Source organism: Paraburkholderia sp. MM5384-R2 (assembly GCF_014201025.1).
In the GTDB taxonomy this organism is placed as follows: domain Bacteria; phylum Pseudomonadota; class Gammaproteobacteria; order Burkholderiales; family Burkholderiaceae; genus Paraburkholderia; species Paraburkholderia tuberum.
On sequence record NZ_JACHDI010000006.1, the window covers coordinates 251,884 to 276,008 of the forward strand.

21 protein-coding genes are annotated in these 24,125 nt (G+C 65.0%); 8 read left to right on the plus strand and 13 right to left on the minus strand.

Features of this window, described 5'->3' with window-relative positions; all coding sequences use genetic code 11:
- Window positions 1–12: 12 nt before the first annotated feature.
- The 4 genes from HDG37_RS13230 to HDG37_RS13245 all read right to left on the minus strand — a co-directional run bounded on the left by HDG37_RS13230 (window position 13) and on the right by HDG37_RS13245 (window position 3,446).
- Window positions 13–336 (minus strand): hypothetical protein, encoded by a 324-nt coding sequence (locus tag HDG37_RS13230; protein WP_184047918.1) that lies wholly within the window; start codon window positions 334–336, stop codon window positions 13–15.
- Between the two features lie 121 nt (window positions 337–457).
- Entirely contained in the window at window positions 458–1,318 is an 861-nt protein-coding gene (locus HDG37_RS13235) for an alpha/beta fold hydrolase (RefSeq protein ID WP_184047921.1), read from the minus strand.
- An 11-nt stretch (window positions 1,319–1,329) separates the two neighbouring features.
- Window positions 1,330–2,919, minus strand: a complete 1,590-nt coding sequence (locus HDG37_RS13240; RefSeq protein WP_184047924.1) for a benzoate-CoA ligase family protein — start codon at window positions 2,917–2,919, stop codon at window positions 1,330–1,332.
- 59 nt (window positions 2,920–2,978) lie between these two features.
- Window positions 2,979–3,446, minus strand: a complete 468-nt coding sequence (locus HDG37_RS13245; protein ID WP_184047927.1) for a DUF4863 family protein — start codon at window positions 3,444–3,446, stop codon at window positions 2,979–2,981.
- 224 nt (window positions 3,447–3,670) lie between these two features.
- Between HDG37_RS13245 and HDG37_RS13250 the strand changes: the two genes are divergently transcribed.
- The 5 genes from HDG37_RS13250 (at window position 3,671) to HDG37_RS13270 (ending at window position 10,296) form a co-directional block, all read left to right on the plus strand.
- A complete protein-coding gene (locus HDG37_RS13250) occupies window positions 3,671–4,672 on the plus strand; it encodes a helix-turn-helix transcriptional regulator (RefSeq protein ID WP_184047930.1) in 1,002 nt (333 codons plus the stop codon).
- Between the two features lie 114 nt (window positions 4,673–4,786).
- Window positions 4,787–6,466, plus strand: a complete 1,680-nt coding sequence (gene boxC / locus HDG37_RS13255) for a 2,3-epoxybenzoyl-CoA dihydrolase (protein ID WP_184047935.1) — start codon at window positions 4,787–4,789, stop codon at window positions 6,464–6,466.
- A 98-nt stretch (window positions 6,467–6,564) separates the two neighbouring features.
- Window positions 6,565–7,992 (plus strand): benzoyl-CoA 2,3-epoxidase subunit BoxB, encoded by a 1,428-nt coding sequence (gene boxB, locus HDG37_RS13260; protein WP_184047938.1) that lies wholly within the window; start codon window positions 6,565–6,567, stop codon window positions 7,990–7,992.
- A gap of 16 nt (window positions 7,993–8,008) precedes the next feature.
- Window positions 8,009–9,238, plus strand: a complete 1,230-nt coding sequence (boxA, locus tag HDG37_RS13265) for a benzoyl-CoA 2,3-epoxidase subunit BoxA (protein WP_184047941.1) — start codon at window positions 8,009–8,011, stop codon at window positions 9,236–9,238.
- Window positions 9,239–9,516: 278 nt separating this feature from the next.
- A complete protein-coding gene (locus tag HDG37_RS13270) occupies window positions 9,517–10,296 on the plus strand; it encodes an amino acid ABC transporter substrate-binding protein (protein ID WP_184047944.1) in 780 nt (259 codons plus the stop codon).
- Window positions 10,297–10,426: 130 nt separating this feature from the next.
- Here the strand turns inward: HDG37_RS13270 and leuA are convergent, their stop codons facing one another.
- Window positions 10,427–12,133 carry a 2-isopropylmalate synthase gene (leuA, locus tag HDG37_RS13275; RefSeq protein WP_184047947.1) on the minus strand — a complete coding sequence of 569 codons (1,707 nt, stop codon included), beginning with the start codon at window positions 12,131–12,133 and terminating at the stop codon, window positions 10,427–10,429.
- Between the two features lie 412 nt (window positions 12,134–12,545).
- Between leuA and HDG37_RS13280 the strand changes: the two genes are divergently transcribed.
- Complete coding sequence (locus HDG37_RS13280; RefSeq protein WP_184047950.1) at window positions 12,546–12,878, plus strand: hypothetical protein; 333 nt, start codon at window positions 12,546–12,548, stop codon at window positions 12,876–12,878.
- 99 nt (window positions 12,879–12,977) lie between these two features.
- On the opposite strand, the gene HDG37_RS13285 is transcribed toward HDG37_RS13280, so the two are convergent.
- Window positions 12,978–13,604, minus strand: a complete 627-nt coding sequence (locus tag HDG37_RS13285) for a cadmium resistance transporter (protein ID WP_184047953.1) — start codon at window positions 13,602–13,604, stop codon at window positions 12,978–12,980.
- 206 nt (window positions 13,605–13,810) lie between these two features.
- Here HDG37_RS13285 and HDG37_RS13290 point away from each other — a divergent pair, with 206 nt between their 5' ends.
- Window positions 13,811–14,254 carry a hypothetical protein gene (locus tag HDG37_RS13290; RefSeq protein WP_184047956.1) on the plus strand — a complete coding sequence of 148 codons (444 nt, stop codon included), beginning with the start codon at window positions 13,811–13,813 and terminating at the stop codon, window positions 14,252–14,254.
- 49 nt (window positions 14,255–14,303) lie between these two features.
- On the opposite strand, the gene HDG37_RS13295 is transcribed toward HDG37_RS13290, so the two are convergent.
- Together HDG37_RS13295 and HDG37_RS13300 are read right to left on the minus strand one after the other, a co-directional pair.
- Entirely contained in the window at window positions 14,304–15,572 is a 1,269-nt protein-coding gene (locus HDG37_RS13295) for a DUF3443 domain-containing protein (protein WP_184047959.1), read from the minus strand.
- A 68-nt stretch (window positions 15,573–15,640) separates the two neighbouring features.
- Window positions 15,641–16,105, minus strand: a complete 465-nt coding sequence (locus tag HDG37_RS13300) for a DUF2844 domain-containing protein (RefSeq protein ID WP_184047962.1) — start codon at window positions 16,103–16,105, stop codon at window positions 15,641–15,643.
- 398 nt (window positions 16,106–16,503) lie between these two features.
- On the opposite strand from HDG37_RS13300, the gene bamC reads away from it, so the two are divergent.
- Window positions 16,504–17,739 (plus strand): outer membrane protein assembly factor BamC, encoded by a 1,236-nt coding sequence (gene bamC, locus HDG37_RS13305; protein WP_184047965.1) that lies wholly within the window; start codon window positions 16,504–16,506, stop codon window positions 17,737–17,739.
- Window positions 17,740–17,909: 170 nt separating this feature from the next.
- Here the strand turns inward: bamC and HDG37_RS13310 are convergent, their stop codons facing one another.
- The 5 genes from HDG37_RS13310 to thiC form a co-directional block, all read right to left on the minus strand.
- Entirely contained in the window at window positions 17,910–18,836 is a 927-nt protein-coding gene (locus HDG37_RS13310; RefSeq protein ID WP_260334756.1) for a DMT family transporter, read from the minus strand.
- Between the two features lie 291 nt (window positions 18,837–19,127).
- Entirely contained in the window at window positions 19,128–20,726 is a 1,599-nt protein-coding gene (locus HDG37_RS13315; RefSeq protein ID WP_184047971.1) for an L-lactate permease, read from the minus strand.
- A 295-nt stretch (window positions 20,727–21,021) separates the two neighbouring features.
- Window positions 21,022–21,501 carry a hypothetical protein gene (locus HDG37_RS13320; RefSeq protein ID WP_184047973.1) on the minus strand — a complete coding sequence of 160 codons (480 nt, stop codon included), beginning with the start codon at window positions 21,499–21,501 and terminating at the stop codon, window positions 21,022–21,024.
- Window positions 21,502–21,734: 233 nt separating this feature from the next.
- Window positions 21,735–21,959, minus strand: coding sequence for a glycine zipper 2TM domain-containing protein (locus HDG37_RS13325; protein WP_184047976.1), 225 nt, complete (start codon window positions 21,957–21,959; stop codon window positions 21,735–21,737).
- Between the two features lie 146 nt (window positions 21,960–22,105).
- Entirely contained in the window at window positions 22,106–24,037 is a 1,932-nt protein-coding gene (gene thiC, locus HDG37_RS13330) for a phosphomethylpyrimidine synthase ThiC (RefSeq protein ID WP_184047979.1), read from the minus strand.
- Window positions 24,038–24,125: the final 88 nt, after the last annotated feature.

Consider the following 24,125-nt stretch of genomic DNA (forward strand, 5'->3'; position numbering starts at 1 on the left):
GCGGCGCGATTCTCAATCGACGGTATGGATGACGGGGCTGGCCAGCGGCGGCGAGGTGGCGGACAGCGCCGTGTCGGCTTCGGATGCGGGTGCCGCCGGTGTCTGGATCGTCAGCGTCGGCGGCGCGGAGTCGGCCGGCGGCGGGGCGATCGATGGGTCGATCGATGGGTCGCCGGGGTTAGCGGCGGAATGGTCGGTTGAACTGATCGTATTCGTGCCGGCGGGCGGGGCGTCGTCGCTGCACGCTCCCGCTAGCGCGCACAGCGCGATCACCGCGATGGCGCCCGTCAAACGTTTGCGACGGGGCGCACGGATCGGCTTCGACACGAAAGGCATGGCACTGTCTCCGGGCGGGGAAGGGATGCCTCGCAATCGATGTGCCGAGGTCAGCGATGCAGCAGCATAATCGCCGATCCGTGTAATTTTTATGAAGTATCGGTAACAGGCAGGGCGCCGCTTATCGTTGTGCGCGCACGAACGCTGCGATGGCGTCGTTGAGCGCGGCGGGCGCGTCGCGATGCGGCGAGTGTCCGCATGCGTCGAGCTTCACGAGTTGCGCGTGCGGCACGCGCGCGGCGATCGTGTCGATCTGCGCCATCGTGCCGTAGTTGTCGTCGTGGCCCTGGATCGCGAGCAGCGGTCGACGGATCGGCGCGAGCGCCTCGACGATCGACCACCGCCTGAACGCAGGGTCGAGCCAGATATCGTTCCAGCCGTAGAACGCGGAATCGACGTCCGCGTGATAGCGGGCGAGCTTCGCGCGAAGATCGGTGGTTTCGTAAAGCTGCTTCGCTTGGGCGATGCTTTGCACCGAGATGTCTTCGACGAATACGTGCGGCGCGATCACGACCGCGCCCGCGAGCGCATCGGGGTACAGCGCCGCATACAGCAGCGCGATCGAGCCGCCGTCGCTATGACCGATCACCCACAAGCGTTGGCGTTGCCGCAGGTCGATATCGAGCGCGTCGAGCAGGGTGGGGAGGATGTCGCGCGCCTGGGCGGTCATGAAATCGACCGGCCATTTGTCGTCAGGCGCACGCGCTGTCGAGAGTCCGTAGCCTGGCCGCGAATAGACGAGCCCGCGCATGCCGAGTCGCGCGCACAACGTCTGCGGCCAGTCGCGCCACATCGCGATCGAGCCGAGACCTTCGTGCAGGAATACCGCGATCGGCGAATCGTCCTGCTGAGCATTCGCCTGCTCGTTGACCCAGCGGTACTCGATGCGCAGCGGTCCATGCGATGCGCTCGCCGGCAGTTCGGCAAAGCGGCTGGCGGCACTCGCGGAGGAAGTGGCAGGGGCGGTACCTCGGTTCTGCATCAATGAATCACCTATGACTGTTCGCGTAGCTTGAAGCGTTGAATCTTGCCGGTGGCGGTCTTCGGCAGATCGTCGGTGAACACGATATCGCGCGGGTACTTGTGCGGCGCGAGCCGTTCCTTGACGAAGGTCTTCAGTTCCTCGGCGAGCAGGTCGGACGGCATGAAGTCGCGCTTGAGCACGACGAACGCGCGCGTTTTCACGAGCCCGCCATGATCGACGCCGACCACCGCCGCTTCGAGCACCGCCGGATGCGCGACGAGCACCATCTCGACCTCGACCGGCGACACATATTGGCCGCTCACCTTCAGCATGTCGTCGCTGCGGCCGGCGTAAACATAGCAGCCGTTCGCGAGACGCCGATATTTGTCGCCGCTTCTGATCCATTCGCCGAGAAACGTCGCGCGCGTTTTCTCGCGATTGCTCCAGTACATCAGCGCCGCGCTCGGCCCCTTGATGAACAGATCGCCGACTTCGCCATCGGGCACGGGCCGCCCGGCTTCGTCGCGCAACTCGACTTCGTAGCCCGGCACGGGGCGCCCGGTCGTGCCGTATTCGACCTTGCCCGCGCGATTCGACAGGAAGATGTGCAGCATTTCCGTCGAGCCGATGCCATCGAGAATCTCGGCGCCGAAGTGCGCGGTGAAGCGTTCGCCGACGTCGCGTGGCAACGCCTCGCCGGCCGACGCGCACACGCGGATCGCGACGTCGGCGCGCGCGGGCAGGTTTGGCGACACCAGCATGTTCGCGTACAAGGTCGGCACGCCGTAGAACACGGTCGGGCGGTGCCGGACGAGGCGCGCGAAAATCGCCTCGGCGGTCGGGCGCTCGGCCATCAGGATCGCGGTCGCGCCGACCGACAGCGGAAACGTCAGCGCGTTGCCGAGCCCATATGCAAAGAACAGTTTCGCCGCCGAAAACACCACGTCGCTCTCGACGATGCCGAGCACCGGCTTCGCATACAGCTCGGCGGTCCAGTACAGATTCGCGTGCGTATGGACGGTGCCTTTCGGCTTGCCGGTCGAGCCCGACGAATAGAGCCAGAACGCGATGTCGTCCGCGTTGCTTGCACAGCCTTTGACGGCGGGTAGCGCGGTGTCGACCAGCGTTTCGAAGCGGGGCGCCGCGAGCGGCGCTTCGGTGGAAGCGTGAGGCTGCGAGACGATCGGTTGGCAGCCGTCGTCGTCGATGCTGCTCAGCGCCTCCGTCACGTTAGGTAGCAACGGTTCCGATACGATCACCGCTCGCGCGTGGCTGTGCGTCAGCATGTACGTATAGTCGGCGGCGCTCAGCAAGGTGTTCGCGACGACCGGCACGATGCCGGCGTAAAGCGCGCCGAGAAATGCGACCGGCAGCGATACGGTGTCGAGCATCACGAGCAGCACGCGTTCCTCGGGATGGACGCCGAGCGCACGCAGTGCGCTGGCGCAGCGCCGCGCGCGCTGTTCGAGTTCGCCGTAGGTGATCGCGCCGTAGTCGTCGATATAGGCGACTTTGCTCGCGCGCGCTTCGTTCAACTGGAACAGATGCCTCGCGAAGTTGAACAGCGGGGGCGGCGGCGCAACCGGCTCGCGTGCGCTCGTTTCAAGCAGGGCTTCCATATGTCTCCTCCATCCGTGGACACGGTCCGGCTCTTGTGTGATCGTGATCTGCTCGCGGCTCACGCGCGCGTGAATTCGATCGCCCCTTGCGGCAGCAGATACAGCACCAGCGCCCGGCCGTTCGCGACGCTCGGACGATGCGCCGAGCTGGGGCCATACACGCACCAGCCGGCCGGATGGCCGTCGAACGTCGCGCCGTCGGTGAGGGGCATGATCAGATCGATCTCGCCGTGCGGATGGACGTGGTGCGGACCGGCAATGTCCTGCATGTCGACGACGTCGACGGAAAAGCCGTGCGTGTCGGGCCGCGCCTTGAAGATGCGGCCGTAGCGGATGCCGCCGGCCTCGCGGTTGCACAGCCAGCCTTCGGCGACGCCGCTGCGGCATGCGTTCGCGAGTTCGTGAAAGGTGGGACTGCCGGCGGGCCAGGTGTCGTTCAGCCAGTCGGCGAGCGCGGCGTCGAGCGGCCGCCCGGCGAGTTGCCCAGTGACGCCTGCGATCAGGCGCTGGAATTCCTGTGGGGACATGCGAGCCTCCAGAAGCGCGCTCACGCAGGCCGGATGTCCGGAACGCCGGCCGCCGGAATTTGGGTGCATGCGTATTGCGGCGCCGTCTCCATGACGCGGCCGGAATGCCAAGGCGGCGCGCGACTGTGTTTGTGATTGGATCAGCTTTTGGCGAAAATTAAACCGTTCACCTGGTGCGTGTCAAGCACTATAGTACATGTATCGTAGTCACGAGGTCGAAAAACATGAATCAAAAGTACCCTCCCGCACCGTTGGACGATACCGACGACGACGCGGCCCGCGCCGAACGTAACGAGCGCGCGGGTGAACGCACGGCCGAACGTGGCGGCGAGCGCGAAGAACGCGATCCGTTCCTGACCGCGATGGGCGAGCGTGTGCGTTTGCTGCGCGCGCGCCGCGGCATGACGCGCAAGACGCTGGCGGCCGAAACCGGTTTGTCGGAGCGGCATCTGGCGAACCTCGAATCGGGCGTCGGCAATGCGTCGGTGCTGGTGCTGCGGCAGCTCGCGGCGACGCTGAACTGCTCGCTCGCCGAGGTGATCGGCGACGAAACCACCGCGTCCGCCGAATGGCTGCTGATCCGCGAGCTGCTGCAGGGGCGCGACAAGGCGGCACTGCAGCGCGCGCGCATCGCGCTCGCCGAGATGTTCGCGCAGGCGCCGCGCGACCCGCACCGCAAGGACCGCATCGCGCTGATCGGCCTGCGCGGCGCGGGTAAGTCGACGCTCGGGCGCATGCTCGCGCAGGAGCGCAAGGTGCCGTTCATCGAGCTCACGCGCGTGATCGAACAGCTCGCGGGCTGTCCGCCGTCGGAGATTCATTCGCTGTACGGCGCGAGCGCGTATCGACGCTACGAGCAACGCGCGCTCGAGGCGGTGATCCACGAGCATCCGCACGCGGTGATCGCGTCGCCGGGCGGGCTCGTGTCGGAAGCGGGCACGTTCAACGCGCTGCTGTCGCACTGCTTCACCGTGTGGTTGCAGGCGACGCCCGAGGAACATATGCGCCGCGTCGTCGCGCAAGGCGATCTGCGGCCGATGTCCGGCAACCGCGAGGCGATGGACGACCTGAAGCGCATCCTCGCCGGGCGCGCCGAGCTATACGGACGCGCGGACATGTCGTTCGACACCAGCGAAAAGACGCTCGCCGATGCGTATCTGCAGTTGCGCGACCGTCTCGCCGCGCGGCTCGCGGCGCAAGCCCCCGACGAGGCGCGCGTGAACTGACCGATCGTGGACGCCAGGGTTTCCCCGTAAAAATGCACTAAAGTGCTTTACGCCGGTATGACGATGCACTATTGTTCAAAAAACAGATTGCATCGTCCAGTCAGGAGACGCCCCATGTCCACAGCACCCACCGCCGTTGCTCAGGCCGCGCCGGTCGACTATCGCACCGAGCCGTCGCAGTACAAGCACTGGAAGCTCAGCTTCAACGGTCCGGTCGCGACGCTCGGCATCGACATCGCCGAGGACGGCGGCATTCGCGACGGCTACAAGCTGAAGCTCAATTCGTATGATCTCGGCGTCGACATCGAGCTTCACGACGCGATTCAGCGCATTCGCTTCGAGCATCCGGAAGTCCGCACGGTGGTGGTGACGAGCCTGAAGGACCGGGTCTTCTGCTCGGGCGCGAATATCTTCATGCTGGGGCTGTCATCGCACGCGTGGAAGGTCAACTTCTGCAAATTCACGAACGAAACCCGCAACGGGCTCGAAGATTCGTCGCGCCATTCGGGGCTGAAGTTTCTCGCCGCGGTGAACGGCGCGTGCGCGGGCGGCGGTTATGAACTCGCGCTCGCCTGCGATGAAATCTATCTGATCGACGATCGTTCCTCTTCGGTGTCGCTGCCGGAAGTGCCGCTGCTCGGCGTGCTGCCCGGCACTGGCGGACTCACGCGCGTGACCGATAAGCGCAAGGTGCGCCACGATCGCGCGGATATCTTCTGCACGGTGGTCGAGGGCGTGCGCGGCGAACGCGCGAAGGCCTGGCGTCTCGTCGACGAAGTCGTGAAGCCGAACCAGTTCGAGCAGGCCATTCAGGCGCGCGCGCTCGAACTCGGCGCGCACAGTGATCGTCCGGCCGGAGCGCCCGGCGTCGCGCTCACGCGCATCGAACGCACGGATCGCGAAGCTGGCCTCAGCTATCAGACGGTCGACGTCACGATCGATCGCGCGAAACGTGTGGCGACCTTCACCGCGCGCGCGCCACAGACCGGGCAACCGACCGACCTCGCCGCGATCGCCGCGGCCGGCGCCAATTGGTGGCCGCTGCAATTCGCCCGCGAACTCGACGACGCGATCCTCTCGATGCGCACCAACGCGCTCGACATCGGCACCTGGGTGTTCAAGACCGAAGGCGACGCGCGCCATCTGCTCGCGGTCGATGCGACGCTGCTGCAGCACAAGGATCACTGGTTCGTGCGCGAAACGATCGGCATGCTGCGCCGCACGCTCGCGCGCCTCGACGTGTCGTCGCGCTCCATCTTCACGCTGATCGAGCCGGGTTCATGCTTCGCCGGCACGTTCGCGGAACTCGCGTTCGCCGCCGATCGCACCTACATGGCCGCGCTGCCCGACAACGAGGACGAGGAGCCGGCGATCACGCTGTCGGAAGTCAACTTCGGCCTGTATCCGATGGTGACGCATCAGTCGCGGCTCGCGCGGCGCTTTTACGAGGAAGCCGAGCCGCTCGACGCGGCGCGCGCGCTGATCGGCCAGCCGGTCAAGGCGCTCGACGCGGAGCGCCTCGGTCTCGTCACCGCGTCGCCGGACGATATCGATTGGGCCGACGAAATCCGCATCGCGCTCGAAGAACGCGCGGCGATGTCGCCCGATGCCTTGACCGGCCTCGAAGCGAATCTGCGCTTCAATGGGCCGGAGACGATGGAGACGCGCATTTTCGGGCGTCTCACCGCCTGGCAGAACTGGATCTTCAACCGGCCGAACGCAGTGGGCGAGAAGGGTGCGCTCAAGGTGTACGGCAAGGGCAGCAAGGCGCAATTCGATGTGTCGCGCGTGTGAGATGCGCCGCGCTCACTCCGACTGAACGACGCCGCCTGCCGATACGCGCCTCTCGCCACTGCAGCTTCCGAACAGGGAATTGACCCAGGGAACCGACCATGTCCTCGATCAACTACAGCGAAAAGATTCCGAACAACGTCAACCTCGCCGACGACCGCGCGCTGCAACGCGCGCTCGAACAATGGCAGCCGAACTTTCTGTCATGGTGGGGCGACATGGGCCCGGAAGGCTCGCACGGCTACGACGTGTATCTGCGCACCGCGGTCAGCGTCGATGCGGGCGGCTGGGCGCACTTCGACTACGTGAAGATGCCCGAGTACCGCTGGGGCATTTTCCTCACGCCGGGCGAGCAGGATCGCACGATCCACTTCGGCGAGCACAAGGGCGAAGCCGCGTGGCAGGACGTGCCCGGCGAGCATCGCGCGAACCTGCGCCGCATCATCGTCACGCAGGGCGATACGGAACCGGCCTCGGTCGAGCAGCAGCGTCACCTCGGTTTGACCGCGCCGTCGCTGTACGATCTGCGCAACCTGTTCCAGGTCAACGTCGAGGAAGGCCGCCACTTGTGGGCGATGGTGTATCTGCTGCATCGCTACTTCGGCCGCGACGGTCGAGAGGAAGCCGAAGCATTGCTTGGCCGTCGCTCGGGCGACGAGGACAACCCGCGCATTCTCGGCGCGTTCAACGAGAAAACGCCGGACTGGCTCGCGTTCTACATGTTCACGTACTTCACCGACCGCGACGGCAAGTTCCAGTTGTCGGCGCTCGCGGAGTCGGGTTTCGATCCGCTCGCGCGCACGACGAAGTTCATGCTGACCGAGGAAGCGCATCATATGTTCGTCGGCGAATCGGGCGTGTCGCGCGTGATCCAGCGCGCCGCTCAGGTGATGAACGAACTCGGCACCGACGACGTCTCGAAGATCCGCGCGGCCGGCGTGATCGATCTGCCGACCATCCAGCGCTATCTGAACTTCCATTACTCGGTCACGATCGACCTGTTCGGCGCCGATCATTCGTCGAACGCGGCGACGTTCTATAGCTCGGGTCTGAAGGGCCGCTACGAGGAAGGCAAGCGCGACGACGATCATCGCCTGAACGAGCATGCTTACAAGCTGCTCGACGTGCAGGACGGCAAGCTCGTCGAGCGCGAAGTGCCGATGCTCAACGCGATGAACGAAGTGCTGCGCGACGATTACATCAAGGACTCGGTTGCGGGCGTTGGGCGCTGGAACAAGGTGCTCGAGAAGGCTGGCATCGACTTTCGCATGACGGTGCCGCACAAGGCGTTCAACCGGCAGATCGGCACGTTCGCGGGCACGCGGGTGTCGCCGGACGGCCGCGTGCTCAGCGAAGCCGAATGGGCCGCCAACGAAGCGCACTGGCTCGCCACGCCGGAAGACCGCGCGTTCGTCGCTTCGCTGATGGGCCGCGTCGCCGAGCCGGGCAAGTTCGCGAACTGGATCGCGCCGCCCGCGATGGGCGTGAACCGTCAGCCACTCGATTTCGAATACGTGCGCTTCAACTGAAGCAGGCGAGGAAGTCATGAACGGCCCAGTATCGGTCGAAGTTCTGCGGCAGCATCTGATCGATCCGGAGATCTGCATTCGCTGCAATACCTGCGAAGAGACCTGTCCGGTCGATGCGATCACGCACGACGACAACAACTACGTCGTGAAGGCCGACGTCTGCAACGGCTGCATGGCCTGCGTGCCGCCGTGCCCGACCGGCGCGATCGACAACTGGCGCACCGTGCTGAAGGCCGACGCGTATTCGATCGACGAGCAGTTTACGTGGGACGTGTTGCCGGAGCAGAACACGATGGCGGTGCCGGCTGAAGAACCGGTGGCCGCGGGCGACAGCGCCGCCGAAGCGGACGGCATCGAAGTCGATACCGTGCGCGGCGCGCTCGTGCCGCCGTGGTCGGCCGCGAAGCCGTACGTGAATCTCTACACGCATAAGGCGCCGACCACCGCGACGGTGGTCGGCAACTACCGGCTCACCGACAGCGCGACGTCGAGCGACATCCATCACATCGTGCTCGATTTCGGCTCGATGCCGTTTCCGGTGCTCGAAGGCCAGTCGATCGGCATTCTGCCGCCGGGAGCTGCTGCCGCCGGCCGCGTGCATCACGCGCGCCAGTACTCGATCGCGAGTCCGCGCGATGGCGAGCGGCCCGGCTATAACAACGTGTCGCTGACGGTGAAGCGGGTGTCGCAGCAGCACGGCGACGCGATCGACGGCGTGTGCTCTAACTATCTGTGCGATCTGAAGAAGGGCGACGTGGTCAACGTGATCGGTCCGTTCGGCAGCACCTTCCTGATGCCGAATCATCCGAACTCGCATCTGCTGATGATCTGCACGGGCACCGGTTCCGCGCCGATGCGCGCGATGACCGAGTACCGCCGCCGCAAGCGCCTCAAAGGCGCGACCGGCAAGCTGATGTTGTTCTTCGGCGCGCGTACCAAGGAGGAGCTGCCGTACTTTGGACCGCTGACGAATCTGCCGAAGGATTTCATCGACACCACGCTCGCGTTTTCGCGCACCCCGGGACAGGCGAAGCGCTACGTGCAGGACGCAATGCGCGAACGTTCGGCCGACGTCGCGAACCTGCTGCAGGACGACAACACCTATATCTACGTGTGCGGCCTCAAGGGCATGGAGGACGGTGTGCTGCTGGCGCTCAAGGATATCGGCGAGCAGCATCAGCTCGATTGGGAAGCGTTGTGGGCGAAGCTGAAGCGGGAAGGGCGGCTGCATCTGGAGACGTACTGAGCGGCGCGCCGACACGCCGACCCACACCGAAAGCTGCGCGAAAAGGCTCCGCAAAGGCTCGTGAAAGCATGAGCGCTTGCGGGGCCTTTTTGCCTGCGCCATATGCTTGACGGCAGAGCGCCGCGGCTGACCTGTGCGGATCGACGCACCGCGCGCGAAGCGCTTTGAAAATCGCGGACGGTTTGCTACAGTCGGCCCACACAGCCGGTCGCACGCCGGCACTCCCCGCCAAACGCGGCAGTCCGCCACCCGCGCAGCCACTCAGACGGAGCCGTCCGATGAAGCCGATTCGTTCACTTGCGATGATTGCGCTGTTGCAGGCAGCACTCGCGCATCCGGCTAGTGCCGACGATCTCGCGCGGATCAAGGCATCGGGCGTGTTCCGGATCGGCACCGAAGGTACGTACGCCCCGTTCACCTACCACGACGACGCGGGCAAGCTGACCGGCTTCGACGTCGAGCTTGGGAGCGCGATCGCGCAGCGTCTCGGCGTCAAGCCGCAATTCATCGAAGGCAAATGGGAAGGACTGGTCGCCGGTCTCGACGTCAATCGCTACGACGCGGTGATCAACGAGGTCGCGATCACCGACGAGCGCAAGCTCAAATACGATTACTCGGACCCGTACATCACGTCGCACGCGGTGCTGATCGTCGCATCGGACAACACGACGATCAAATCTTTCGACGACCTGAAGGGCCGCAAATCGGCCAATACGCTGACCAGCAACGTCGGCAGGATCGCGGCCGCGCACGGCGCGCAGGTGATTCCGGCGCAGGGCTTCGACGAATCGATCGATCTGCTCGTCGCGGGCCGCGTCGACGCGACCGTCAACGATTCATTGTCGTTTCTCGACTACAGGAAGCGCGAGCCCGAGGCGAGGATCAAGGTGGTCGCGGTCGATACGTCGCCCGATAGCAGCGACAAGTCGGCCGTTCTGATCCGCAAGGGCAATCCGAAGCTGCGCCTGGCGATCGACGACGCGCTCGCCGGCATGAGAAAAGACGGTACGTATCAGCGGATTTCGCTGAAGTACTTCGGCCGGGACGTGTTTCATTGACCGTCGGCCGAAACGTTGACGCGGATAAATCCACATTAAAAAAGAAGGGGCGTCGAAACGCCCCTTCTTCGTTGTCGTCAGCCCGTCGAACATGCGGCGTGCCGCACGTTCAACTCGGCAGACGCTGGCCTCACACCGTCGCGTCGCTCAGCGCGGCGTCGAAGAAGCGCTCCTGGGCATCCGTGTTCACGCGTGCATACGCGCGGTTCACGCCGCTGATCACCGCGCGGATCGACGCGGTGATCAGGTTCGCATCGACACCGACGCCGAACGCGCTGCCGGCCACATCGGCGCCGGCCATTTCGGCGATCGCGATCGCGCGCGCATCGGCGCCCTGCGTGAGCGCGCGTTCCTCGTAGTGCTGGATGCGCACGGGCACGTCGAAGGCGTGCATCAGCGCGTCGAGCGGGCCGTTGCCGGAGCCGCCCAGCACGCGCGGCGTGCCGTTGATTTCGACGTTGAGCTTGATGTGCTCGCGGCCGTCATGCTCGGACAGGCTGTGGCTGATATAGCGGACCGGCTCGGCCGTGCGCACGTATTCCTGCTGGAACAGTTCCCAGATCTGCACAGGCGTGACTTCCTGGCCGCTCTGGTCGGTGAAGCGCTGCACGGCCGAGCTGAAATCGACCTGCAGACGGCGCGGCAACACGACGCCGTAGCTCTGCTCGAGCAGGTACGCGATACCGCCCTTGCCCGACTGGCTGTTCACGCGAATCACGGAGTCGTAGGTTCGGCCGAGGTCGCTCGGATCGATCGGCATGTACGGCACTTCCCAGATCGCGTCCGGCTTCTGCGCGGCGAAGCCCTTCTTGATCGCGTCCTGGTGCGAGCCCGAGAACGCGGTGAAGACGAGATCGCCGACATACGGATGACGCGGATGCACCGGCAACTGCGTGCATTCCTCGGCCGTGCGCGCGACTTCGTTGATGTTCGAGAAATCGAGTTCGGGGTCGACGCCCTGCGTGTACAGGTTCAACGCGAGCGTGACGAGGTCGACGTTGCCGGTGCGCTCGCCGTTGCCGAACAGGCAACCTTCGACGCGATCCGCACCCGCCATCACCGCGAGCTCCGCGGCCGCGACGGCCGTGCCGCGGTCGTTATGCGGGTGGACGGAGACGATCAGCGAGTCGCGGCGCGCGAGATTGCGGTGCATCCATTCGATCTGGTCGGCGTAGACGTTCGGCGTGGCCATTTCGACGGTGGCCGGCAGATTGACGATCGCCTTGTGCTCGGGCGTCGGTTGCCAGATGTCGAACACCGCGTCGCAGACTTCCTTCGCGAATTCGAGTTCGGTGCCGCTGAACACTTCCGGGCTGTATTGCAGCGTGAAGTGCGTGTCCGGTTGCGCGTCGGCGAGGCGTTTCATCGTGCGCGCGGCCTTCTGCGCGAGTTCGATCACGCCGCTCTTTTCGAGGCCGAACACGATCTTGCGGAATTCCGGCGCGGTCGCGTTGTACAGATGGACGATCGCGCGCGGGGCGCCGCGCAACGATTCGAAAGTACGCTCGATCAGATCGTCGCGCGCCTGCGTGAGCACTTCGATCGTCACGTCGTCGGGAATATGGCCGCCCTCGATCAGTTCGCGCACGAAGTTGAAATCGGTCTGCGACGCCGACGGAAACGCGACTTCGATTTCCTTGAAGCCGATCTGCACCAGCGTCTTGAACATGCGCATCTTGCGCTCGGCGTTCATCGGCTCGAACAGCGCCTGGTTGCCGTCGCGCAGGTCGGTGCTCATCCAGATCGGCGCGCGCGTGATGGTGCGCGACGGCCACTGGCGATCCGTCAAATTGATCGGCTTGAACGAACGGTACTTGGTAGCAGGGTTTTTCAACATTTTCATCATCCGGGGGAGAAACCGTGGAATGGGTGTCGACCGGACGACGAAAACGCGATACTGGGCCGCCGGTCGGAAACCGGGGCTGGGTCAGTTACTGGGGATTCAAGCGATGCTTCGGTGTATCAGAGAGAAGCGGACGCGCGCAGCAGCAGACCTAGCCCGGTAGAGCGGGCTAGTAGTAGCGATAGGGTGGTCTGGGCGCGGTACATAGTGCGCAATGGGAACATATTATTGAGAAAGCGTCAAGGGCCGAGGTGGAGTGGGCCGAGGTGGAGTGGGCGGCGGCCTGCTCGACTGCAGAAGGGGCCGAGCGGCCGCTCGCAGGGAAGGTGCCGTGGGACGCTCGCGCGGCACTCGATTCAGGGGTGAGCTCACGAGGCGTCGTCAATTCACAGAGCAGGAGGTGAACATGAAAAGGGTAGCGAAGATATCCGGCCTCGCGAGGATCTGCGCGTGCGCGGCGTTGGCATGTGGGTTCGTCGGGCAGGCCGGCGCGCAGGGGCTCAGCGCGCAGAACGACATGAACGCGCCGCAGAACGGTACAGGTCTGATGCCGCAGGCGGCGCGCGGCAGCGAGTATCCGACGCATGGCAACCAGCAGGCGGGCGAGCTGAATCTGAATCCGACCGATCCGCGTGCGCAACTGGTCAACGGCTTGCCGAACAACGCGAGCGCGGGCGGCTATGGCGCGCCGCTGGCGGGCGTGCGTACATACGTGCAACCGCCCCAGCCGGCGAATTGAGACTGGCGAAGCAGGATCGGCAGACGAAGACTACGACGCTGAAGGCGGCAAGCTGAAGCCGTTGCGTGCCGCGCAGTCTTCGTCGACGCCCCGCGTTGATCACGCGCCGGACCAAAGTCGCAACGTATCGCTGTTCACCATCACCGATACGCCTATCGCGAGCAGGATAAGCGGCAGAAGCGCCGAGCCGTATCGTCGGATCGGCGCGCCGAGCAACGGGTGGTCGACCAGCCATGCCGCGCCCGCGCACCAGAGCCCGATCATCACGACGAACACGAGCGAAACCAGCGCGTTCTCGGCGGGCGTACGACTCGCGTACAGCGGCACGTAGACGGCGAGGTTGTCCGAGCCGTTGGCGATGGCGACGCTCGCGACGGTCCAGCTCGATGAGCCGCGAACGGATGGCGGGGCGCTTGCGCGGCTGTCCTCGCTATCTTTGCTGGCGTTGCGCCGCGCGTGGCCGGGACCGAAGCGCTGCCAGGCCTTGTGCAGGCCCACGACGATCGGCAGCAAGCCGAGCAGGCCCACATAACCGGCCGGCAGGCGCGTGAGCAAGGACGCTAGCACGAGCGCCGCGGCGACGAGGATCAAAGAGCCCGCGTACTGTCCCGCGACCACGCGGCGCCGCTCCACGCCCGTTTCGGTCAGAAAGCCGAGCAGCACGAACAGGTTGTCGATATTGGTCGCGGCGTAGGCGACGATCGCGAGCAGGACGAGGCTGAGCATGAAGAAGCCGGGATCGTTACCGGGGGTAGAGTCGTTTTGAATTCGCCGCGCAATGTGGGCAACCGGACTGCCGGCTGCGCCGTCGAGGGCGCGACCGGTCAACACGATGCCGATGCGCCGCGTCAAGGTCAAGCGGCAGGCGGCCGCGAAGCCGGGCGACGGGGTCGTAAGCTACAATGACCGAGGCTTGGAACAACGGAACATCGATGAAGATTCGCCTTCTCTCTATCGCCTGTGTCGCGAGCGCCGCGGCGCTGCTGGCGGCCTGCACGATCGGTACCCGCAACTCGGGCGCATGCGAACAATTGATGCGCAGCAAGCTGGCCGAGGCGTCGTCGGGGATGTCGTCGGATACGCTGCGGGTCACGCATCGCGGGGCCGCGATTCGCGGCTCGCGCGTCGTGGTGGAGGGGACGATCGAGCACCGGGTAAGCGCGTCCGAGGTGGCGGTCTCCGCGCCGCTCGCGGCATCGGCATCGCAAGCGGCGACGGACGTCAACGTGGCCGCGAAGCAGGCCGAGCCGAAGAGGGTCAGCACGCCGGCCGCCGCCGAGTGCACGTTCCACGGCGAAGAGCTGGACGTATTCCGCTGGCTCGCGCCGGCAAAGCTGGCCGCGCCGGCCGCGCAACCCGCCAGCGCGGCGGGCTGAGTTCCCGTCCGCGTCTCGCGCCATCGCTGCGCATCCAACCCGATCAACCTCAGAACGCGTAATACGGCCCCTGGCCGGCCGACGTATTGCGCGCCGCAATCGCCGTGTAAATGCGTTTGCCGTAAAAGAACGGCAAGCCCCAGCCGAAGCCCTGACTCGAATTGCCGGCGAGATTGTCGAACGCGTTGTTCGACGACGAGAACAGCGTGCTCGAATTGGCTATGTCGAATGACACCGTGCTCGACACGCCATCGATGCCGGTGATCGACGCGCTCGCCGACTGCGTCGAAGTCGGGCAGTACCAGAAGCCGCACAACGGGAACTGCGTCGAGTGGAAGAACAGGCCGTTCGAGCCGCTGTCGAGATAGCTCACCGCATAGGTCTGACCGCCCGAGTTCGTCGTCACGTAGCCGGTTGCGGCGTTCGCCTTCAGGACGTTCGGGCTCGTCAGCGTGTTGTTCGACTGGGTGCCGATGCCGAAGATCAACGAGCCCGACACGCTGGCCGCGCCCGCATCGGCGACGGCCGGCAGGTCGATCACGACGCCGTTGTTGTCAAGCGGGAAGCTGCTGACCGGGTTGGTCACCTGCTGTGCGAGCGGCTGCGCGGTTGCGGTGCAGCCGCTCGTCGTGCAGCTGTAGTACCAGCGCGGCAATGCGGAGTTCGAGCAGCCGTTGCCGCAGTCGACCGGGAACAGGCCCACGCCGAGGATCCCGTTCGAGTGCAGGCTCGACACCGTCAGCAGCGATGCGCCGGAGTTCGCGCAGTCGGTGGGTGCGGCGGGCAGCGCACTGTCGGCGATTACCTGGATCGGAATCGATGACGCCTGTTGGCCGGCCATGCGTACGTCCGCGTTGCGGATCGAGCCCCACGCATAACCGCTGCCGAACACCGCGCATTCGGCGCTCACGCCGCCGCCCGCGGCGATGGTCGGCAGCGACAGGGTCGTCGGCAGCGCCGATGCGAGGATGCGCAGGCCGTTCGAACCGGTGTCGACCTGGATGTCGTCGATCGTCGCGCAGTTGCTGGTGCCGGCCTGGCAGACGGTGACGCTCGTCGTCAGCATGTTGCGCGTACTGCCGGGCGATACGCCGACCGTGACCAGCTGCACGTTGGGCGTGGTCGATTGCGGCACGTTCGCGCTCTGCGTCGTGTTCGACGCGCTCGTGGAGCTGGTCGACGAGGTCGGCGCGGTCGCGGACGGCGTCGAGCCCGAGCCGGACGAGCCGGACGAGGAACTGCCGCCTCCGCCGCCGCAGCCGACGAGGGCCGCGCAGACGATCAGAAGCAGGGCATGGAAACGCAAGGCGGATTTCATGGCGTGGCGATCCGTCGGATGGAATTCAGGCGTGAAGGGGGCGCGAGCGACGCGTGCGGGCGCACGCGTTACTGGATGTCGTCGGAGGTGACGCCGGCGGGCAAAGCCGCCGGCAGCCACGCGCGGCCGACGTAGCCGCGCATCGGTCCGCCGGACTCGACGATCACGTCGGCGCGCGTGATCCGCGACGAATGCAGATTGCCGCTGCCGGCCGCCGCCGCGGCGCCTGTCTTGTACGAGTCGCCGTATTTGCCGAGTAGCGCGTGCAGATCCGGCATCGTCGGGCCTTGCCACGCGTAGGCGACGATCAGGCCGGTGCTGGTCGCGTATTCGTTGATGGTCGTATTGCCAGCGTCGGTCCACGTGCGCTCGCGCAGTGCGCCATTGAGCAGCGTGCGCGGCGCGCTCGCGCCCGAAACCGCCTGGCTCGGCATCGTGCCGCCCAATTCGGCATGCGCGCCGAAGCTCGCGCAGCACGCGACGACGGCGATCGCCGAGGCGATCGCGGATGGATTGAGACAGGACTGGGACATGAGGCCTTCCTCGTTTGGCGCCGGATTTTTTATTGAGATAACTCGATTAATCTAGCGCTGGTTTTTTCTGGTCTTTGCACATCGCGGCGGACAGGACCGCGCGCCATGTTTAAAAACAAGCCGCATGCAGACCGGAAGCCCTTATTCGGCGGGCCTCCGGCAAAGACTTGGGAATACTCCCAAGGTCAACCCGAAAGTGTTATTGAGTGTTAAATTTACCTCATAAGAAGGCAAATAGCATGATGGGCGCGGACTTTTTTCCCGTGGTCGCTTCGTAGCCGTGGCATGCGGTGATTCGCGGGCAAACCCCAGTTTTTGCACAGGCCTCGCCGGGACCGGTAAAATGTTGGGTTGATCCACGGAAACTTGCCGTGGCGTAGCGGAAGGATTCCCCGAACATGACTGATTTTCGTCTCACCAAGCGGTTTGCAGTAATGCTCATGGCAGGCGGGCTGGTCGCCGGCTGCGGCACCTCGTCGCCGACCAAAATCGACTATAGGAGCGACTCCCGTTCGAAGCAGGTATCGCTTGCCATACCGCCGAACATGATCGACGAGACGGCCGATCAGCGTTCGCTGCCGCCGCAGGGCGGCGAAACCTCGCTGTCCACGCTGAAACAGGTGCAGGCACAGGCGCCGGCCGGCGACGCGGTCGCGGTCGTGCCACCCGTCCAGGGCATCCACATCCAGCGCGACGGCACCGAGAGCTGGCTCGTGATCGACAACAAAACGCCCGATCAGGCCTGGCCGCAAATCCGCCGCTTCTGGCAGGAGCAGGGCTTCCTGCTCGTCGTCGACCAGCGCGACAAGGGCGTGATGGAAACCGACTGGAACGAGACCCACGCGCAGATCAACGACGGCTTTATCCGCAACACGCTGTCGAAGGCGATGGGCAACAGCTACGTGAGTTCGGAGCGCAACAAGTTCCGCACGCGTCTCGAAGCGGCGCCGAAGGGCGGCACCTATGTGTTCGTCAGCCAGAAAGGCATGCGTGAGGCGATCACCGGTACGAACAACGAGTCGACCCAGTGGCAACCCAAGCCGAACGACCCGGCGCTCGAGCAGGAGTACCTGAAGCGCCTGATGGTCTCGCTGGCGCGGGCCGATTCGGGTAGCAACGCGGGTGGCACGCAGAACGCCGAGCTGTCGCCCGCGGGCACGCAGATCGCGCCGAACGCGGCGACGGCGGGTGCGAACTCGGCGACGGCCGCCGTTGTCGCGCAGAACGTCGCGCTCGCGGCGCAACCGCCTATGCCGAATGCGGATTCGGCCAACAACACGTCGGCGCAGCTCTCATCGACCGAACTCACGCTCGGCGAGCCGTATGACCGCGCGTGGCTGCGCGTGGGCCTCGCGCTCGATCGCAGCAATTTCACGGTCGACGATCGCGACGTGAGCCGCGGCCTCTATTTCGTGCGCTACGTCGATCCGAAGGATATGTCGTCGGCCGAGCAGGGCTTCTGGAGCCAGGTCTTCCACGGCAAGAAGGAGAAGGTCGCCAGGCAGTATCGCGTGAACGTGCGCGCCGTGACGCCGAACCAGACCCGCGTGGCCGTGGTCGACGACAAGGGGCAACTCGACGAAAGCTCGCAGGCCAAGCAGATCATGAGCCTGATGGCCGACCAGCTGCACTGATACGAGAGCCTCGCGGCCGACGCCGCCGGTTCGACGAAACCGCCCGGAGAAATCCGGGCGGTTTTTTTTGACTATGCATTTGACGCGCGAAGGGCGCGCGCGTGAGCCAATGTAACGTGACCGGATCGGCAAGCCGCGACCCGGCGCGGTTGCCGATTGACTGCGTGCGCTCAGGTATCCGCGCGCCGCGTCCCCATCCACGGCAAGCGCTTGACCACGCCGGTCGCCAACGCGGTGCCGACCAGAATCACCGCGCACCCTTCGAGCATGCCTGGCGACACCGTCTCGCCGAGAAACAACGCGCCCCACAGAATGCCGAAGATCGGAATCACGAAGGTCACGGTGATCGCGCGCGTCGGTCCGGCGACCGCGATCAGATGGAAGAAAAGCATGTACGCGATGCCGGTACAGGCGACGCCGAGCGCGATCACCGCGCCCCACGCGCGCAGCGAGACCGGCGCGGCGGGCCAGTAGATGACCGCGAGCGGCAGCAGCACGATCGTCGCGCCGATCATCGTGCCGGTCGCGACGGTCAGCGCGTCGACGCCAGTCAGGTGACGCTTCGTGTAGTTGGCGGCGATGCCGTAGAGCAGCGTGGCGCCGAGCGCGGCGCCGGCCGCGAGCGCGACGCTCAGCGGCGAGGCGGCCGAGCCGGCCGGCGCCGCGATCTGATCCCACACGAGCATCAGCACGCCGAGAAAGCCGACCACGAGACCGAGCGTGCGCAGTGCGCTGAGCCGGTCGCGCAGCCACAGGAAGCCGACCAGCGCGCCCCACAGCGGCGCGCACGCATTGATCACCGACGTGACGCCCGCCGACAGCGTCAGCTCGGCATACGCGAACAGGCAGAACGGTGCCGCCGAATTGACGATACCGACCACGAGCAGCGGCACTGCGTGCGTGCGCAACACGGTGACGGACTGTTGCAGCGGCCGTCGCGCGATCAGCACGATCGCGAGAAAGAGGGCGCCGATGCCGACGCGCAGCGCCATCAGCGGCGCGACGCCGAAATCGGTCACGCCGACGCGGATGAACAGGAACGATGCGCCCCACAGGGCAGCGAGGATCAGCAGTTGCAGCAGGTTTCTGGTTTTCATTGGAATGGCGCCGCGCGCAGTTGAGTCGGGACGACAGTTCATCGTAACAGTGCGATCGCGCGAATCGTTTCAGTACAGGATGAAACGGCAAGATCCGGGAGACCGCCGCGTCCGATGAGGTCGATGGTAAGCGCTGCGAGGGCGCGCGCCAAACGAGCAATTCTCGCCGATATGTGAGAAAAATTGCGATCGGCGGAACGGCAGTGGGGATGGGATCGGAAACGGCGCCCGCGATGCGCGGGCGGCCGTCCGAAAAGATGTGAATTGCATTGCGCCGTTACTGGCGCGGCCTCAATGCGGAATCATCCATTGAAGGACGTTCTGCTGCGCCCAGACGAGCACGCCAAGCAGCACCGTCAGCAGAATCGAATGTTTGAAGGTCTTGGCGAACACGACGCCTTCCTTGCCCTTCAACTCGGTGGTCGCGACGCCGGTCGCGATGTTCTGCGGCGAGATCATCTTGCCCATCACGCCGCCCGACGAGTTGGTCGCCGCCATCAGCACCGGATTCAGATTGAGCTGGTTGGCCGCGACCACCTGCAGATTGCCGAACAGCGCATTGCCCGACGTATCGCTGCCCGACAGGAACACCGCCACCCAGCCGAGGAACGCCGACACGAGCGGAAACAGCGGCCCGACCGACGCAACGCCGAGACCGAGCGTGTAGGTGAGTCCCGAGTAGTTCATCAGGTAAGCGAGGCCGACGATCGTTGCCACGGTCAGGATCGCGATGCGCGTTTGCACCCACGTATCGGAGATCGCCTTGCCGAACTCGGCGGGCGGGAGCCGTACGACGAACGCCGTGATGAGCGCGGCGACGAGGATCGCGGTACCGGTCGCGAGCGGCTGGAAGTCCCAGATCGCGCCGTAAGGCGTGTTGTAGAGCGTGATGAACACGGCCTTGTCGAGACCGGGCCACGACACCTTGATGTCGCCGATCGTGAAGATCCTCGCGATCGTCCAGATGATCACGACGACCGACACGATGATCCACGGATACCAGCCCTGTGCGCCGCCGATCTTGCCGCGCACCTCGCTGATGCGATCGACGTTGACCGCGAATTTCGGATCGCCGGCGGGCTTCCAGACGCGCAGGAACGCAACGGTGAGGATCAGCGAAACAAGCGACGACAGCACGTCGGTCAGGCTGTAGTTCACGAAGTTCGAGACGACGAACTGGGTCAGCGCGAAGCTCAGGCCCGAGACCAGCAGCACCGGCCAGATCCGCAGCATGTTGCGAAAGCCCGCGTACACGGCGATCACATAGAAGGGCAGCAGGACCGCAAAGAAAGGCAATTGCCGCCCGACCATCTTGCCGAGCACGTCGGACGGCAGATGCGTGACCGCGCCGAGCACCGTGATCGGCACGCCGAGCGCGCCGAACGCGACCGGCGCGGTGTTGAAGATCAGTGTAAAGGTTAGCGCCTCGAGCGTCGGAAAGCCGAGCATGATCAGCAGCGAGCTCGTGATCGCGACCGGCGTGCCGAAACCCGAAATGCCCTCGAGCAGCGCGCCGAACGAAAAGCCGACCACGACGAGCACGGTGCGCCGGTCGTTCGGCAGGTTGTCGATCATCCACAGGCGGAAGGCCTCGAAGCGTCCCGAGCGCTGCGCGATGTTGTACAGCAGGATCGCGGTGAACACGATCCACATCACTGGCCAGATCGCGAACACGACGCCAGCCGCGACAGAGTTGAACGCGAGCCCGACCGGAAACTGCCAGACGAAAATCGCCACGATCAAACCGATGATCAGTCCCGCGAGCGACGCTTGCCACGCGGGCCTGCGCGCCCAGCCGAGCAGCGCGAGCACGGCGATGATCGGCAGCGCGGCCACGATGAACGACGGAAAAATCGAATTGCCAACCGGAGTGAGTAGTTGATGAAACATCACGCCTCCTTCGTTGTTGTGTAATTCGACGCGGAGGATTGCGCATGACGGCGCGTCGCTCTGATTCGGCGGACGCTCGCAAGTGGCCTCGACAAAGCGGCGTCGCCCGATTTAAGCGGGTGCTGCATGAAACCTTCCAAGGATAGAGCGCCCGATCGGCGCGTCAAGCCGGGAAAGTACGGGCGGGGTATGCGCGGCGGAGGGCGATACGCGCGGAGAAACGACTCATGAAGTAGCGCGCGCGCCGGCAGTTGAAGTGCCGGCGCGTGCGCGCTCCGCGACGAAAGAGGACAGGTCAATGCGAGTGGCCGCCCCCATGACCGCCCCAATGGCCGCCCCAATAACCGCCAATGCCGATCGCAATCGACGGTCCGTAGTAGGCGGGGTAGCCGTAATAAGCGGGATAAGGATAAGCCGGCGGCGGATAGTAGGCGGGATAAACCGGCGGCGCCGCATACACGGGCGCGGGGACCGCATAACCGGGCGGCATGTCTTGCGGTGCGACCTGCATTTGCGCCTGGGCTTGAGGCGGCGGCTGCTGATCGGTCGCCGGCGCGGTTTGGTCGGCTGTGGTCGCGGGCGCGGTCGAATAGTACGACGGGTAATAGCCGGCGGGATAGTAGCCGGCGGGGTAATAGCAGCCTGCAAAAAAGAGACTCGAGGCGAGCACGCAAATCGCGGTGGCGGGCCGCGCGAATCTCGCGGAAAAACTGGATGAATCGCGTGGCGTCGAGAGGCGCACCACGCAAAGATGGGTGACGACGCGGGACTTCATGGCGCGCTCCTCGATGAACCGATGCCGCCTTGCGCGACGTCGTTATGAGGAGCTTACGCTCTTGCCGCGGCAGCGCTGTGGCAAAACCGCAACCGCATATTTCAGCCTATTTCCACGCGCGTTGTCGGGACGAGGGCGCACCGCATCCGCCGCCCTCGGCAGTCCGGATCGTGGCCCGAAAAAATCGTTTGCTGTCCTGTATGAATCGTTAGACGTGTCATCGGACGCAGCGCTCACTTGCCGACCTGGTTACCGATGACGCCGCCTACCGCCGCGCCGCCCAGCGTCGACAAGCCGCTGCCACCGATCGCCGCGCCAGCGGCGCCGCCGACACCCGCGCCGATCGCGGTATCGCGTGTGCGTGGGGACATGTCGCCGCATGCCGCGAGACCCGCGACGAGTGAAAGGGCGGCTGCGACCGTACCAAGACGAGTACCGAGATGACGGATCGATTTCATGATGCTGACTCCGCTCGTTGTTGGAAACAGAGGTTTCCTTCTCTCAGCACGCAACGTGCCTGCTCGATGCGGTGGAATAGAAAAGCCCGCCATGCCGGCGGGCTTCGATACTGCAGTGCTGGTTAAGCGCGAATCGCGCAACCCGCTCATTGCCGTTGATAAATCTCCGCGCCTTGCTTCATGAACTCGATCGACTTTACTTCCATGCCTTTCTTCAGCGCTTCGTCGTCGGTGACACCTTGTTGCGCGGCGAACTCGCGTACGTCCTGGGTGATCTTCATCGAGCAGAAGTGCGGGCCGCACATCGAGCAGAAATGTGCGACCTTGGCCGAATCCTTCGGCAGCGTTTCGTCGTGGAATTCGCGCGCCTTGTCCGGGTCGAGACCGAGATTGAACTGGTCTTCCCAGCGGAATTCGAAGCGCGCCTTCGACAGCGCGTTGTCGCGCACCTGCGCACCCGGATGACCCTTCGCGAGATCGGCGGCATGCGCGGCGAGCTTGTACGTGATGATGCCGGTCTTCACGTCGTCCTTGTTCGGCAGACCGAGGTGTTCCTTCGGCGTCACGTAGCACAGCATCGCGGTGCCGAACCAGCCGATCATCGCGGCGCCAATGCCCGACGTGATGTGGTCGTAGCCCGGCGCGATGTCGGTGGTCAGCGGCCCGAGCGTGTAGAACGGCGCTTCGTCGCACCAGTCGAGCTGCAGGTCCATGTTCTCCTTGATCAGCTGCATCGGCACATGGCCCGGACCTTCGATCATCACCTGCACGTCGTGCTTCCACGCGATCTGCGTGAGTTCGCCGAGCGTCTTCAGCTCGCCCAGTTGCGCTTCGTCGTTCGCGTCGTAGATCGAGCCGGGACGCAGGCCGTCGCCGAGCGAGAAGGCCACGTCGTAGGCCTTCATGATTTCGCAGATCTCTTCGAAATGCTCGTACAGGAAGCTTTCCTTGTGATGCGCGAGACACCACTTCGCCATGATCGAGCCGCCGCGCGACACGATGCCGGTCATCCGGTTCGCCGTGAGCGGCACATATTGCAGACGCACGCCTGCGTGGATCGTGAAGTAGTCGACGCCTTGCTCGGCCTGCTCGATCAGCGTGTCGCGGAAGATTTCCCAGGTGAGGTCTTCAGCCTTGCCGTTGACCTTTTCGAGCGCCTGATAGATCGGCACCGTGCCGATCGGCACCGGGCTGTTGCGGATGATCCATTCGCGTGTTTCATGAATGTGCTTGCCGGTCGACAGATCCATCACCGTGTCGCCGCCCCAGCGGATCGCCCACGTCATCTTGTCGACTTCCTCGCCGATCGACGATGTCACCGCCGAGTTGCCGATGTTCGCATTGACCTTCACGAGGAAGTTGCGGCCGATGATCATCGGCTCGCTTTCCGGGTGATTGATGTTGTTCGGGATGATCGCCCGGCCGCGCGCGATTTCCTCGCGCACGAACTCCGCGGTGATTTCGGTGAGGCCGTTCGGACCGAACGCGCTCGCGCCGAACGCCTGGCCGGGGTGCTGACGGCCCATCATCGCGGCGAGCTTCGCGCCGTTCGGGCCGCTCGTCTTCAGGGTCTCGAGGTACTCGGCACGGCGCTGGTTTTCGCGAATCGCGATGTATTCCATTTCCGGCGTGATGATGCCTTGCTTCGCGTAGTGCATCTGCGTCACGTTCCTGCCGGCGATCGCGCGGCGCGGCGTGCGATGCAGTCCCGGAAAACGCAGCTGCACAGTGGCCGGATCGGCGGCGCGCTCGCGGCTGAAGCTGCTCGACAGACCGGTCAGCGGCTCGGTGTCGCCGCGCTCCTCGATCCACGCCTGGCGCAGTGCGGGCAGACCCGCGCGGATGTCGATCTCCGCGTCCGGGTCGGAGTAGGGGCCCGACGTGTCGTACACGTAGATCGGCGGATTCTTTTCGCCGCCGAAGCTGTCGGGCGTGTCGGCCTGCGAGATTTCGCGCATCGGCACGCGGATGTCGGGGCGCGAGCCGGTCACGTAGACCTTGCGCGAATTCGGCAACGGCGCGACGGCGGCCTCGTCCACATGGGCTTCGGCGGAAATAAACTTCGGATTGGCGTTCATGTAAGTCTCCGTACAAAGTGGGGCGGCTAAGCAGGAGACCGAGATGGAAGTAGTCGGAAATCGCGGAGAGGTGAGGCCCTTGAGGCTG